Below are 12991 nucleotides of genomic sequence, written 5' to 3' on the forward strand. Positions count from 1 at the left end.
TAACCAATTTAATAACTATAACCTTCTTCTCTTCCTTCGTGTCCTTCGCGCCTTCGCGGTTCGTTAAAAAAAGCCTTGTTCGCAAATCATCTCAAAAAACTCTAACAACTTTCCATTCTTGATACTTCAGACAGATGTCGAGAGAGCAGTCACCATAGTATTCTAATCGCGAAACTTTTTAGGTAAAAGCCTGTGAATAAATTTTTATTTCGAGCCGCGATCGGGCTATTAATGGCATTTTTTGGGGCAATCACCTATTTTACAAACGACGTACAAAATCCGGTAACTGGAGAGAGACAGCGGGTGCAGCTTTCTCCCCGCCAAGAGATAGTTTTGGGATTGCAGGCGCGAGATCAAATGGCCGCCAAGCACGGCGGGCTTTATCCCAGCCAGAGTATTCAGCAGTATCTCGATCGAGTAGGAGAACGAGTTGTCAACCGTTCGGCCGCGAAACAAGCGGGTTATCCGTTTGAATTCCACCTGCTGCGAGACGCCCAAACTGTCAATGCTTTTGCTTTACCGGGGGGACAAGTTTTCATTACTGCGGGGCTGCTGCGACGGCTGAATTCCGAGGCTCAGTTAGCTGCTGTACTGGGGCACGAAAGCGGTCACGTTGTGGCGCGCCACGGTGCGGAACACTTGGCAAAACAGCAGTTCGGGAGGTCTTTGGTAACGGCGGTTGGGGTGGCTACTAGCGACGATCGCGGCGGCGGTCAGCAGGCAGCATTAATTGCTCAAGCTGTCAATCAAGTTGTCGGTTTGCGCTACGGTAGGTCTGATGAACTTGAGAGCGATCAGCTCGGTTTTCGGTTTATGACGGAAGCGGGTTACGATCCTAGAGGTATTGTTGAGGTGATGAAAATTCTCGGTGCCTCTAGGAAAGGCGAAGCGCCGCCGGAGTTTTTGAGTTCTCACCCAAACCCTGAAAACCGAATTGAAAAGTTGCAAGCTTTAATCACGAAAAATTACCCTAACGGCGTTCCAGCTAATTTGGTGTCGGGACGCGATGAGTTTGCTAAGAATGTGTCGGGCGGTTAGCTAGAATTGCATCGGGCTTTACAAAAGTTATTACTAAAGGCGGAGCTAAGTTCGGCTTGGAGTTGGCACGATCGACTTAATGAGCGATCGAGCAATTGGAAAGTTGAAAACCATGATTGAATCTTGGATGATTATCGGCGGCGTGACTTTTTCAGTCGCCTTCGGCACGTTGTTTTTTAAACTGCGCGATATTAAGTGGGCAGTCAAACTTAAAAGACCGGATTGGATGTTTTTTGAGCCTGCTATTCCGTTGATTTGGACAGTGATTTTTTCTTGCGGGGCCGGCAGCGCTACTGTCGTTTGGAAGAGCCAGGGAGCCTTAAAACATGGCTGCTGATGGCTTTGTACTTGCTTTTAGAAGTTGTAACAGTTGCTTATATTCCCACTACTCTCAGAGCCAAAAGTCTCAAAGTAGGGACAATGTTGGGAGGGGCTGGCGAGATTTTGGGAGTTGTGCTGACGTTGGCTGTTTTGCCGATTTCTCAAACCGCCGCTTTGTTACTTTTGCCTTACGCGATTTGGGGTGCGATCGGCACTTATACTACTTGGGAAATGATTGATTTAAACCCAGAAGCTGCATAAAGCTCAGGTGAGCTTCGGCGCACCCTACATACTATAACGCTCCTCTCTTCTCTTCCTTCGTGTCCTTCGCGTCTTCGCGGTTCGTAAAAAAAACATTGTTAAGAATAGCCAATCCCTGGTACCGGGTTAACCGACCGATAGAGTGAGGAAATCCGCTTAACAGTGTGTGGGTATTTGATGAGAAAATAGATGAATAAAACTGCTTTAAATCAAAGGATGACAGTTATCAATGGCAATTAAAGACCAGCCCCAACCACCTCGTTTTCGCCAAATTAGCAATATTTTGTTATTGCTCTCAAGTTTGTTTTTGCTGGCAAACATCTTTTTACCGAATTTGTTCGGCCCCCAAATTCCGCAAGTGCCTTACAGCTTGTTCGTCCATCAAGTACAAGAACAAGATGTAGTCCGAGCTTCGGTAGGCCAAAATGAAATTCGCTACCAACTCAAAGGCGAAGGCGACAAACCCGGTCAAGTGCTCTCCACTACGCCGATTTTTGACCTGGAATTGCCTAAACTTTTACAAGAAAAAGGCGTTGAATTTGCGGCAACTCCCCCATCTAAAAATGGCTGGATCGGCAGTGTTTTAAGCTGGGTGGTTCCGCCGCTGATTTTTGTGGCGATTTTTCAATTTTTTATGAACAGGCAGGGTGGCGGGCCTCAGGGTGCGCTCTCGATCGGCAAAAGCAAAGCGAAGGTCTATGTAGAAGGCGAATCGGCGAAAATTACTTTTGCTGATGTGGCTGGAGTAGAAGAGGCTAAAACTGAATTAGTCGAAGTTGTTGAATTCCTGAAAACTCCCGACAGATTTACGGCAATCGGTGCGAGAATTCCGAAAGGCGTGCTGTTAGTCGGGCCTCCGGGAACTGGCAAAACTCTGTTAGCAAAAGCAGTGGCTGGTGAAGCTGGCGTGCCGTTTTTTAGCATCTCGGGTTCGGAGTTTGTGGAACTTTTTGTAGGTGTTGGTTCTGCAAGAGTTAGAGATTTATTCGAGCAGGCTAAGAAACAGGCTCCTTGTATTATTTTCATTGATGAATTGGACGCGATCGGCAAATCCCGCAGCAGTAATGGTATGTACGGCGGGAATGACGAACGCGAACAAACTCTCAATCAACTGTTAACTGAAATGGATGGTTTTGCTGCGGGCAATACTACTGTAATTGTGCTGGCTGCAACTAACCGCCCGGAAAGTTTGGATGCTGCTTTGTTGCGCCCTGGCCGTTTCGATCGCCAAGTTTTAGTCGATCGCCCGGATTTATCTGGCCGCGAAGCAATTTTGAACATTCACGCTCAAAAAGTGAAGTTGGGCCCGGATATTAATTTGAAGGCGATCGCCACTCGCACCCCCGGTTTTTCCGGCGCTGATTTGGCAAATTTGGTGAATGAAGCTGCTTTGTTGGCGGCGCGCAACAAACGCCTAACTGTAGCACAGGAAGACTTTGCAGAGGCGATCGAACGGATTGTAGCGGGCTTGGAAAAGAAAAGCCGCGTGCTCAATGAAAAGGAGAAAACCATTGTTGCTTATCACGAAGTCGGCCACGCAATGGTTGGTTCTTTGATGACTGGTAATGGCGAAGTTGCTAAAATCTCGATCGTCCCTCGCGGTATGGCAGCATTGGGTTACACGTTGCAAGTACCCACAGAAGACCGTTTCTTGTTGGATGAGTCGGAATTGCGCGGTCAGATTGCTACACTGCTTGGAGGGCGATCGGCTGAGGAAGTGGTGTTTGGTAGCATTACTACTGGCGCTTCAAATGACTTGCAAAGGGCGACGGATTTAGCAGAACGGATGGTGACAACTTACGGGATGAGTAAGGTTTTGGGACCTCTAGCTTACGATCGAGGTCAACAATCAATGTTCCTCAATGACGGTATGGGAAATGCCCGCCGTGCGGTAAGTGCTCAGACTGCTGAGGCGATCGACCAAGAAGTGAAGGAAATTGTCGAAACTGCACACCAGCAAGCTTTGGATATTCTGAAAGCAAATCGGGAATTGTTGGAAACAATTACGCAGAAACTGTTGGAAACTGAGGTGGTGGAAGGTGACGCACTTCGCGAATTCCTCGGTCAAGTGCGGCCTTTAGATAAGGTTGCGGCTTCAGTTTAATAGGGTTTAATTAAACCGCAGATCAACGCAGATGAACGCAGATGAGTGCAATATCATCTGCGTTTTTTGATTGAATACGCCAAAATTTATAATAATTTCAAGTGTAAAGATTGTGGTCTGGGTCTAACCAGACAATATAAAAAATATTTTCACTAAAAAATCCATGCACCCTGCCGTATTGATTAGCAGATATTTGGAACTGGTAGGGGATATTTACTAGCTGATCTTCATTGGGAATGCCGAAGCCATTAGGTTCTGTTGTATCTTGCCAGACTATTCCATGACAGCGCAGGCTTTTACTCTGATTATTTATAATTTCTTGAGATTTCAATTGTGATAAATCGCGCAGCCTTCTCAATAGAGATGCCAGATATCTAGAATCTCTATCGGCAAGTGAAAATTTATCTTTATCATCCTGATAATACCTGAAAGAAAAACTAATTCCTTCGGGTATTTTTACATCTAGACGCTTGATGCTAGATAAAGATTGCTGGCGGCGTATATCTGCTTTTTTAATTTTCTTCGATGACACGGGTTTTGTAGAATTCTCTCATTAATTCCTTCGTAATAATAGCATGAGAAGGTTCATCTTTTGGCAAGTCACCTCTCGCCTTAATCCAAGGGTCTTCGCGTCGCACCATCAATTCTAACTCATAAGCATCGCAAAAGAAATAATCATCGGATAAGTCGTCTAAAAACTCTTGTACTTCCTGTGGAAATTCGGGTTTTTCGACTTCTTTGAGAATTGGCTTCCAGTCAAATTGTTCTTTGTATTCGTAAAATAAAGCCGGGATAGTCGGCCCGTGCACCCAGGCTTCAAAATCTTCATCAAAAAGCGGTTTATCTTCAAAGGCTAGATACCATGCTTGGGCATAGTACAATAGTTTTTGTAGTTTGTGGTTGCTGAGGTAGGAGCCTACGTCATTCGCGAACCAGATGTAGTAATCAGCCAGTTTGGAGGCTGTTGTTACTGTAGTTATTGTGGTCATATAATTCGACTCGATAAGTTTTGTCTTCTATGATAGCACAGGGCGATCGTCCAAGAATTGCCCTAATCTGTTTTTTCACGTTGGCGTTTTTCGATTTCGGCGATCGGTAATAGCAACATTTCCTCAATCTCTTGCTTAACATTCTGGCTAATACTACAGCCGCTATTCAAGCAATCTACCAGTAACTCATTAGCATAATTGTACTGCTGTAGAAGCTTATGCTGTTCCTCACTGAACTGCCAATCATGTCCAATATTACGATATTCAGTCATGAATAATTTGAGTTTTTTAGTCCAACCTTTACCGTTTGTTTGCCACCATTGCTTAAACTCTTTCCACTGCTGATGAGGGTTGTATTTACATACTTGACTTAATTCTTCTATCATATTTTCGCCACTTTGAGGATAGGTCCTTAGACCAGACATTAAAGTATTAACAAGACTAAGACTATGAGAATAAATATATATATTTGTATCGGGATCTCCTTCTGGATCTTGTTGAATATATCCATCAAGATTATAGCTATTCTCTAAAGCCACTCTAAGGTCAAAATCAATAGCCATCTCGCCTTCTAGATAGATATCAGGTATTTTTTTTTCTTTGAAGTAACTGGAAACATCATCAATTTTACCAAAAAAGTCTGTTCGACAATTATTAAAGTAGAAAGCTCTGATTGCAGCACTTTTATTCGGCGCATCAACCGATTTAGATTTTTGGTCGATCCAAATTAAAAAGTTTTGAAGAGGCGGATATTTCAGCAATAATTTATCAATTATAGCCTTCATTAAAAAGAAGAAAAAATCTGGTTTTTCGAGCATTGTGCTAGCTAATAAGAATACCTCCCGCCAGGCTTTATCTATTACATGGCTTACTAACTTATTCAGTATAGGATCATTTATAGATAATGGATTACAGTTCGCTAAAATCTGTCGCGTCACCAAATACTCTTGAAACGTCAGATGCGAAAAAGACCAAACCTTCTGACTTCGCTCAATTAACAACCCATGCTGCGCTTCCATCGCCTTCAACACCGCCCGACTATCTCGCTGTTCAATCCCCAAAAACTCCGCAATATATCCCTCAATCTCCGTCTGCTCAAACAACACATACTGCGGTTGCTCAAACTTCTTCAGCGCTAGATAGCTCAATAACTCCAGCTTTCGCTCCACTGACAAATCTCGATAAATCTCATCTCGCTCAATCTCCCGCGACTTGTCCCACTGCTCCAGTAGCAACTCCAAGCCCTCTTCATAAAGCTTCGATCGCTTCGAGTAAAACTTCCCATTCTCATGAAATACTGCACAGGTCAAACTCAGCAAAATCGGAGTAATCGCCAACTCCCGAATCGACTTATTCTCTTCTCTAAAAAGCTGCTCCAGAAACTCCTGTACCTTCGTCAGTCCCACCAACTCATCCCCTATCACTGCCTTAAACCAATGTTCTGAAAACGATCGCACCTGACTTTCATTAAAATCCGCAACTTCCACATAATCAAACCGCTCAAACCGCGACTCCTGACTCTGCGTTCGACACGTCACAATTACTTGCACCTGCGGATAGTCACGAGCAAACTTCTTAATTTCGTTGGTGATATTCTTCCCATCCTCCCCCGTCACCTCATCTAAGCCATCCAACAGAACCAGCACCCGACCTTGCTTGAGTAGGCTTTCTGCATCTGATAACTGCCAACGCTTCTCTAGATAAGGCTTTAGGGCATAGAGAACCTCACGTCCATCCTTCACAAAATCCCGCAGCCTAATCAAAACCGGAATCCGGTGCGCTTGTAAATTCCCTGCATTGCACTCCGTCACCACTCGTTGCAAATATGTGGTTTTTCCCGAACCCGGTTTGCCCACCACCATCAGGTTTGTATTCTTCGCCAGCACCTCTAAGCCTGACACTCGTTCTTGTTTCCTGCCCAAGCCAATGCGATCTAAACTGCGATAGCTGGGATTGTTGCTGAAATCCTGCCACAAGTCATCGAGTTCAGACTTACCACTACTGCTCAGTTTCTCCAGAATATTGACATCCACAAACAAATCACCCAACGGCACGCAACGATCGACACCCCAAAGTGGCATCGTGCCATGTAAGCGTTGGATGTCATCATGGAGGCGCGATCGTACCTGCTGAACTAACGCATCGAGATTAGAGTCTTTGTTTTGCACTGGTTCTGCTGCTTCTGGTTCAGCAAAGTCTTCCCACTTGAGCCCTAGCTGTGTGCATACATTCATGAAAACATCGCAATCAATTGGGTTGCCTTGCAGCAAACTCCAGATGGTTTGTCGAACAACCCACAGCACCAGCCAGGTAAGTTTGTCCTCCTTTTTTTCGTTTCAAGGCTTTTCGGATGTCTTTAAGACCTTGTGTAGAAGCTTGGAGTGTTCGCCGTGCCATTAACAAACCTAGAAGTTTATCCTCTCAATTATGGCAAATCTGACAAGTCTGACAAGTCTGACAAGTCTGACAAATAGCCAAACACTTACTCTGACCATGCTTGAGAGCATTTTTGAAATGATGTAAGAGTCGATTTCAAACTACTCCGGATGAAACTTTCCAAAAAAAAGAAATGGCTCAAAGTAATCGAATTTGCGGTGGTTGGCTTTGCAACTTTGTGCGATCCAACAGCAGGCGGATTACTGTTTCTGCTCAAGCTGTGCTTTCAAATCCTGACAGCGTTGCAGAAAGATGAGCCGACTGAAACAGACAAGGGCAAACAGACAAACCCGCGTTTGTGCGATCGCAAGTAATCGTATTAAGGGAGAGCAATCACGAGGCGCTCTCCCTGATACTCAAATCAAAATAAATGAGCAGTGAAATCTCACGAATTAGCTGCAAAAACAAAGAGCGATCGCCCTCGATCTAATCCACAGCCAACAAACCCGACATATTCAGCACTTTTTCTGACCAAATCCTGCCCTCTTCTCCTACTCTCATTCGTTGTTCCGCATCCTCCCAAATTCCTGCCAAAGAATATTGCCAGCAAGCTAACTGAATCTGCAACTCAACTAACTCAGCAGCTATTTCTATCTCTGCATCTTGAGCCGTCCATTCAATAAACAGCTTACTTTCTTGCAGCAAACTTTCAATTATTTCGCCATTTGCTGCATTTTGACAGCGAGATTTAATTCGTGCCAAATTCGATGCTAAATTTCCCAAACGAATGGGTAGTTCGTCTCGCAAATAGCGTTCCTTTAAACTATTCCAATCTCTCATAATCCTCCTAGTAAGTTTTGAACGATCTGAGCAACTTGTTGTCGAATCATCGGATCTTGAATTTCCATCGAACGATTGTTCTGACGGGGACAGATATTGATTAGAGATTCATAGCCTACCTCTTGTGTCAGCGGATACCAATCTGCTCCCCAAATATCTACCTGCTTGCTCCCATTTTCTAGCAACACAGCTTCGCAATCAGCGTGAAGTTCTCCACCACGAGCCAAAATTCCCCGTTCGATTTTGGCAGATTGACGATAGCAAGATCCTCGGAGATATTGAAGCTGTGCAAGATAGTCCAACTCATGTCAGTATTTTGCCAAGCGCTACAATGCTTTTAGAGAAATATGAAGCAGCCCTGGTCCAGACACAGAACGAATGGGAGAAAGTTTGATAGTTTAATTTAGTCAACGGGAGAACAGCAATGGCATGGGTGTTTAGCTTATCGGTTGAATGTGGCACAAAGCAATCTGAAGCACAGCAATTTGCTCAATATTTCAATGAAATTTCCTGGGTGCTCTCAAACGGTAGACATTCCCAATGTCGGGCAGAAAGTTTTCAGGACATAGAAGAAAATTGGTGGTGTCGAGTTTGTCCAAGTGGCCTCAGTGAGATTGGAATTGACACTCCAGAAAGTGCTTATTTAATGACGGAAATAGGTATATTTTTCTATCAGAGTTTGCGGTTTGCTCCACCGTTTCGGTATGCTTTAGTTGGTATGGAAGTAGATGAGTTTAGAACCTACAGCGAATTGATTGAAGAGCCTGCCTTGGTTTTTCCGGGATTGGTTTTAGCTGAAGCTGTTTGGCAAGCAACGGGAGCATCTTCGGTTTTTCGATCGTTCTGTCTCGGATATGTTTGGAAGCCCTATGAAGGTGAAGTTTATAGACCACTACTAGCCTCGCCTGACCTAAAAAACAAGCTTGATGAATTGCTGAGGATGGGGTAAATCCTTTTAGTGGAGACATCGCCCCCCGCCTATCTAATTTACACCCAACAAACCCAATCAACTCAGTAGTTTTCCCGATCGCACCCTCAAATCTTTAGGCGGTTTTACTTGCCTTCTTCTTTTTTCGATAGCGCGATTCTACTGCTATTTGTTTCATAACCTCTATTTCCTCAAAATCGACCTGCATCACAGCCGTCTTAAACTCCAGACCCAAAACACAGCTAATTTCAAGGAGTTCCATATAACTAGCACCTTGATAATCTTTCTTCTCGTGTTCCTTAAGGCGTTCAGGGTCAATATCCAACCTTTCTGCTAGTTCTTCCACGCTGATTTTTGCTGCCATTCGAGCTTTAATTAAAGCATCTGATAGTTTATTGAAATTCTCAACTACAAGTTCGATCGGCTTACTCTTGTCCCACGCCATCAATCGTTCATATTCTGCTATTTCTTCGTGCAACTGATCCAAATGGCGCTGAATCGAACCTCTACCTGCATCCCATTTGAGAAAGTCCTTTCTTTTTGCTTCTTCATCCCGCTCCATTGCTGCTAGAGTTTTGTTGAATTTTTGAACCCAATCTTTGCTGACTCCGTACTCAAATTCATCTTTAATCACGGTTCCCACCTCATTAAATCGATCGCTATAATTCCTTTCGTGTTTTTGCCTCTGTCACTTTGAAAAAATTCAAAGGAATTTTCTCCGTAATTGCCTACAGGTTCGTCTGAGGGAAAAATTTCCCCTCGATACTTAGCTTTTTGGGCATTTCGATCCTGATGATTGAACAATCTAGGAGCATTGATTCTCAGATACTCCCTGTCTACAGTTTCTCTATCGTAACAAGCATCAAAATCATTAGGCTTATCTTTGCTGGTAACAAAACTACCATCAATATAGATAGTTCTAGCACCTGCTGCTTTTAATTGGGTCATTGCCAGTTTCAAGCCCAATATCAAGCTATCTCTTTTAAAATTAGTGCCAAATCTTTCCTCAAACTCCTCCCATTCGCAAAAATGAACTCCTGGCGGTAGATTGCCCTTTTCATCGAATTCTGGAATCACTTACTCACACCCATGCCACAAATTTCTTATTCGTCTTTCGATCGTACCACAGCGCTCGTTATAAACATACAGAAACCCGGCTGCTTCAAAACACCGGGTTTCTAAATATTGTTTCTGCATTTTCGAGTGATTAAGTTCCGCTCACGTAGGCCATCATTGGAGAACCTTGCTGCTGCTGCGCGATTTCCAAAAGGCGCTGAATCCGCTCCTCTGTCGGTGGGTGAGTGCGGAAAAGTGACTGCAAACCTTTAGTCGAAAAAGGATTGACAATCAGCAGCGGCGACATCGCAGGATTGCCGTGCATCGGAATTTCATGACCGATTTTCTCCAATTTTTGCAGGGCGTTTGCTAAACCGATGGGATTATTGGTAATTTCCACCGCACCGCTGTCGGCTGCAAATTCCCTCGTCCGAGAAATCGCCAATTGAATTACGGTTGCTGATAGCGGTGCTAAAATGATTAAAAACAGCAAACCAAACGGATTCGGGCCTTGTCTGCTATCCCGCGTCACCGGGCCGTAAAGCGCTCCAAAAGTCAGAATTCGCCCGACAAATGTAATCGCGCCAGCAATTGTTCCTGCAACTGCTTGAGTCAAAGTGTCGCGGTTGCGGATGTGCGTCAGTTCGTGCGCTATAACGCCTTCCAATTCTTCGCGGGAAAGCAGATTCATGATGCCTTCAGTAACTGCTATTGTCGCGTGTTTCGGGTCTCTTCCTGTGGCGAATGCGTTCGGAGATTGAGTGGGAACTACAAAGATTTTCGGTACGGGAATTTGGGCTTTTTCACTCAGCGATGCTACCATATCGTAGATTTCTGGTGCTTCGCTGCGGGCGATGGGGCGAGCGCGGTAAGCCATTAAAGCGGCCGTGTCGGAATAGTACCAAGAGCTAAAACTTGAGAAGGCGGCTAGGGCTAAACCGATGTAAAGTCCTTGCTCGTTGCCGATTAAGTAATAACTTCCTAAAACTAGAAGGCCGCTTAGGAGTCCTAAAAGAGCTGCAGTCCTGAGTTGATTTGTTCCTAGCATGGCGGGTTGAGGGCGATCGCTATTTTGATATTTTTGAGCTTGTTATTAAATTTTCATACTTGGGGGGCGATCGCGTCTCTATCTGCCGAAGTAACTTTGGTGGCAATAGTAGTATTTCACCTTTTCAGTCAGAAACTGGGAATGCCTCGGAAGGCTCTCTCGCCTGCTCTCAAGAGGCGGCATAGCCGCAGTATATGACATTTCCAGCCAGAACCTGGAAACCAGATTAAAAACAAAATAAACGCAGACAATCTTACATTCATCTGCGTTTATCTGCGTTTATCTGCCGTTGAATTCTCGAACCCTAAACCGCTTGCACTTGCTTTTCCTCAACAGAAACAGGTTCTTGATATACAGTTTGAGACTCATTAGCCAAAAACTCAGCCAATTGAGCTTCGATTTCATCCCGCACAATCTGGCGGTATTCGAGGAAATGCTCGTTGTGAGCACACACTGTCAAATAATGATCCCAAACCGCAGGATTGCGTCTGAGAATGCTGAACAAATGATGCCAGAACTTCCACCGAGTTTTGCGCTTGACTCCCTGACGCCACACCACAGTTAACAGTGCTCGCAAGTCTATCCAACTGGGAACTCGAGCAGGTATATTTGCTGTAGGTGCACCTAACATTAAGAAATGGCGATAAGTCCGGTCTAAATATTTCTCAGCATCGTACACTTCGCAGAATGCCTCGACATATTCGCGGGCAATATCTTCGAGAGGCCGCGTCGGGATAAAGTTCATCAAGGTAGTCTGGTTGAGGTTGCCAGATTTGTCGCGCAACCGCCCTTCTTTTGCTAGTCTGTGGGACAATGCAGTGTGCGGCAAAGCTTGCAGCATTCCAAAGGTTGTGCTCGGAATGGCTGCTGCTTCGGCAAACTTGACAATCCGCTGACCGGCACCGGGTTTTTCGCCGTCAAATCCGATGATAAATCCGGCCATTACTCGCAAACCGGATTTGGCAATTAACTCTACGGATTCGATCAGAGAATTGCGGGTATTTTGGAATTTTTTAGTCATTTGCAGGCTTTCTTCATCGGGAGTTTCAATCCCTAGAAACACTGCATTGAAATTGCAAGCAACCATCATGTCCATCAATTCTTGGTCTTGGGCTAAATCGATGGATGCTTCTGTGTTGAAGGTAAACGGGAATTTGTGTTCTTCTTGCCAGACTTTTAAGTCTTTTAGCAACAGTTTGACGCTGCGTTTGTTGCCGATAAAGTTGTCGTCTACCATGAACACGCCGCGCCGCCAGCCCAAGTTGTAGAGATAGTCTAATTCTGCTATCAATTGTTGGGGGTTTTTGGTGCGGGGTTTGCGGCCGTAGAGGACGATGATATCGCAGAATTCGCACTGGAAAGGACAGCCTCTGGAAAATTGAATTGACATTGAGTCGTAGGCGTCTAATTCCAGCAAATCGAAGCGGGGGATTGGGGTTGTGGTAACATCGGGTTTTACGCCGTCCGATCGATAAATTCCGCTTTTTTCGCCGCGCCCTATTGCTTCGACAAACATCGGCAGGGTGATTTCGCCTTCGTCGAGAATCAGGTAATCTATGCCCGCTGCTTGAGGTTCTTCGGGTACGGATGTCGGGTAAGGGCCGCCACAAGCTACGGATTTACCGCGCCGTTTTGCTTCGCGAATTATGTCTAGCAAATCTTCTTTTTGGACAATCATTGCGGAGAGAATAACGAGCTCTGCCCATTCCCATTCTGCTTCGGTGATTTGTCTGATATTGCGATCGACTAACTTAAATTCCCATTCTTGGGGTAAAATAGCTGCTACCGTTACCAAACCCAGCGGTGGCAGCAGCACTTTACGATCGACTAATTCTAGGATTTTCTCGTAAGACCAAAATGTTTTCGGAAACAGCGGGTAAACTAGAAGAACTCGCATTATATGTTAAACCTCACATCAGTAAACAACTTGCGATCGGGCTGGCGGGGCGTGAGAGTTCGATCGGCTCTCAAGACTTAATGTTAAGGCTAAAATTACGATCTTGCACTCGATCGAATATCTGGCGAGGGGT

Annotated in this window: 15 protein-coding genes and 1 pseudogene; 7 read left to right on the forward strand and 9 right to left on the reverse strand. The window is 44.9% G+C overall.

All coding sequences use genetic code 11. The annotated features are described in order from the left end of the window. Positions 1–192 precede the first annotated feature (192 nt). The 4 genes from ACUVJL_RS14535 (at position 193) to ftsH4 (ending at position 3724) form a co-directional block, all read left to right on the forward strand. Positions 193–1038, forward strand: a complete 846-nt coding sequence (locus ACUVJL_RS14535) for a M48 family metalloprotease (protein ID WP_445246489.1) — start codon at positions 193–195, stop codon at positions 1036–1038. A 79-nt stretch (positions 1039–1117) separates the two neighbouring features. Beyond that, positions 1118–1375, forward strand: a complete 258-nt coding sequence (locus tag ACUVJL_RS14540) for a tryptophan-rich sensory protein (protein WP_445246490.1) — start codon at positions 1118–1120, stop codon at positions 1373–1375. Next, the gene (locus ACUVJL_RS14545) at positions 1375–1620 is read left to right on the forward strand and encodes a TspO/MBR family protein (protein ID WP_445246491.1); all 246 of its coding nucleotides are present in this window, start codon (positions 1375–1377) and stop codon (positions 1618–1620) included. Before ACUVJL_RS14540 ends, ACUVJL_RS14545 begins: the two co-directional genes overlap by 1 nt. A 229-nt stretch (positions 1621–1849) precedes the next feature. Further along, entirely contained in the window at positions 1850–3724 is a 1875-nt protein-coding gene (gene ftsH4, locus ACUVJL_RS14550) for an ATP-dependent zinc metalloprotease FtsH4 (protein WP_445246492.1), read from the forward strand. 97 nt (positions 3725–3821) lie between these two features. On the opposite strand, the gene ACUVJL_RS14555 is transcribed toward ftsH4, so the two are convergent. The 3 genes from ACUVJL_RS14555 to ACUVJL_RS14565 form a co-directional block, all read right to left on the reverse strand. Continuing rightward, positions 3822–4256: a hypothetical protein gene (locus ACUVJL_RS14555; protein ID WP_445246493.1), complete on the reverse strand. Its 435-nt coding sequence runs from the start codon at positions 4254–4256 to the stop codon at positions 3822–3824. Continuing rightward, entirely contained in the window at positions 4237–4713 is a 477-nt protein-coding gene (locus ACUVJL_RS14560) for a Panacea domain-containing protein (RefSeq protein WP_445246494.1), read from the reverse strand. The genes ACUVJL_RS14555 and ACUVJL_RS14560 overlap by 20 nt, the downstream gene beginning before the upstream one ends. Positions 4714–4775: 62 nt before the next feature. Next, entirely contained in the window at positions 4776–6947 is a 2172-nt protein-coding gene (locus tag ACUVJL_RS14565; RefSeq protein WP_445246495.1) for an NACHT domain-containing protein, read from the reverse strand. A 312-nt stretch (positions 6948–7259) separates the two neighbouring features. Here ACUVJL_RS14565 and ACUVJL_RS14570 point away from each other — a divergent pair, with 312 nt between their 5' ends. Further along, positions 7260–7463: a hypothetical protein gene (locus ACUVJL_RS14570; RefSeq protein ID WP_445246496.1), complete on the forward strand. Its 204-nt coding sequence runs from the start codon at positions 7260–7262 to the stop codon at positions 7461–7463. Positions 7464–7575: 112 nt separating this feature from the next. Here ACUVJL_RS14570 and ACUVJL_RS14575 read toward each other — a convergent pair whose 3' ends face one another. Continuing rightward, positions 7576–7929 (reverse strand): hypothetical protein, encoded by a 354-nt coding sequence (locus ACUVJL_RS14575; RefSeq protein ID WP_445246497.1) that lies wholly within the window; start codon positions 7927–7929, stop codon positions 7576–7578. After that, positions 7926–8231, reverse strand: coding sequence for a DUF5674 family protein (locus ACUVJL_RS14580; RefSeq protein WP_445246498.1), 306 nt, complete (start codon positions 8229–8231; stop codon positions 7926–7928). Before ACUVJL_RS14580 ends, ACUVJL_RS14575 begins: the two co-directional genes overlap by 4 nt. Here ACUVJL_RS14580 and ACUVJL_RS14585 point away from each other — a divergent pair. Together ACUVJL_RS14585 and ACUVJL_RS14590 are read left to right on the forward strand one after the other, a co-directional pair. Beyond that, positions 8174–8323: pseudogene (locus ACUVJL_RS14585) on the forward strand (Tse2 family ADP-ribosyltransferase toxin); the annotation flags it as partial. The gene ACUVJL_RS14580 and the pseudogene ACUVJL_RS14585 sit on opposite strands and share 58 nt — an antisense overlap. A gap of 30 nt (positions 8324–8353) precedes the next feature. Further along, the gene (locus ACUVJL_RS14590) at positions 8354–8878 is read left to right on the forward strand and encodes a hypothetical protein (RefSeq protein ID WP_445246499.1); all 525 of its coding nucleotides are present in this window, start codon (positions 8354–8356) and stop codon (positions 8876–8878) included. A 94-nt stretch (positions 8879–8972) separates the two neighbouring features. On the opposite strand, the gene ACUVJL_RS14595 is transcribed toward ACUVJL_RS14590, so the two are convergent. From ACUVJL_RS14595 to ACUVJL_RS14610, 4 genes are all read right to left on the reverse strand, one after another. After that, positions 8973–9491 (reverse strand): DNA-binding protein, encoded by a 519-nt coding sequence (locus tag ACUVJL_RS14595; protein WP_445246500.1) that lies wholly within the window; start codon positions 9489–9491, stop codon positions 8973–8975. Then, complete coding sequence (locus tag ACUVJL_RS14600; RefSeq protein ID WP_445246501.1) at positions 9488–9934, reverse strand: DUF6932 family protein; 447 nt, start codon at positions 9932–9934, stop codon at positions 9488–9490. Before ACUVJL_RS14600 ends, ACUVJL_RS14595 begins: the two co-directional genes overlap by 4 nt. A gap of 130 nt (positions 9935–10064) precedes the next feature. Beyond that, complete coding sequence (locus ACUVJL_RS14605) at positions 10065–10961, reverse strand: M48 family metalloprotease (RefSeq protein WP_445246502.1); 897 nt, start codon at positions 10959–10961, stop codon at positions 10065–10067. A gap of 304 nt (positions 10962–11265) precedes the next feature. Next, positions 11266–12858, reverse strand: coding sequence for a B12-binding domain-containing radical SAM protein (locus tag ACUVJL_RS14610; protein WP_445246503.1), 1593 nt, complete (start codon positions 12856–12858; stop codon positions 11266–11268). Positions 12859–12991 lie beyond the last annotated feature (133 nt).

Source organism: Microcoleus sp. OTE_8_concoct_300, assembly GCF_031383065.1.
Lineage (GTDB): Bacteria > Cyanobacteriota > Cyanobacteriia > Cyanobacteriales > Microcoleaceae > Microcoleus.

What these genes read in the sequence shown, in the direction of transcription:
- ACUVJL_RS14540 (WP_445246490.1), top strand. Translation starts at nt 1,118, where the DNA reads ATGAGCGATCGAGCAATTGGAAAGTTGAAAACCATGATTGAATCTTGG.
- ACUVJL_RS14545 (WP_445246491.1), top strand. Translation starts at nt 1,375, where the DNA reads ATGGCTTTGTACTTGCTTTTAGAAGTTGTAACAGTTGCTTATATTCCC.
- ftsH4 (WP_445246492.1), top strand. Translation starts at nt 1,850, where the DNA reads ATGGCAATTAAAGACCAGCCCCAACCACCTCGTTTTCGCCAAATTAGC.
- ACUVJL_RS14560 (WP_445246494.1), bottom strand. Translation starts at nt 4,713, where the DNA reads ATGACCACAATAACTACAGTAACAACAGCCTCCAAACTGGCTGATTAC.
- ACUVJL_RS14565 (WP_445246495.1), bottom strand. Translation starts at nt 6,947, where the DNA reads ATGAATGTATGCACACAGCTAGGGCTCAAGTGGGAAGACTTTGCTGAA.
- ACUVJL_RS14570 (WP_445246496.1), top strand. Translation starts at nt 7,260, where the DNA reads ATGAAACTTTCCAAAAAAAAGAAATGGCTCAAAGTAATCGAATTTGCG.
- ACUVJL_RS14575 (WP_445246497.1), bottom strand. Translation starts at nt 7,929, where the DNA reads ATGAGAGATTGGAATAGTTTAAAGGAACGCTATTTGCGAGACGAACTA.
- ACUVJL_RS14590 (WP_445246499.1), top strand. Translation starts at nt 8,354, where the DNA reads ATGGCATGGGTGTTTAGCTTATCGGTTGAATGTGGCACAAAGCAATCT.
- ACUVJL_RS14605 (WP_445246502.1), bottom strand. Translation starts at nt 10,961, where the DNA reads ATGCTAGGAACAAATCAACTCAGGACTGCAGCTCTTTTAGGACTCCTA.
- ACUVJL_RS14610 (WP_445246503.1), bottom strand. Translation starts at nt 12,858, where the DNA reads ATGCGAGTTCTTCTAGTTTACCCGCTGTTTCCGAAAACATTTTGGTCT.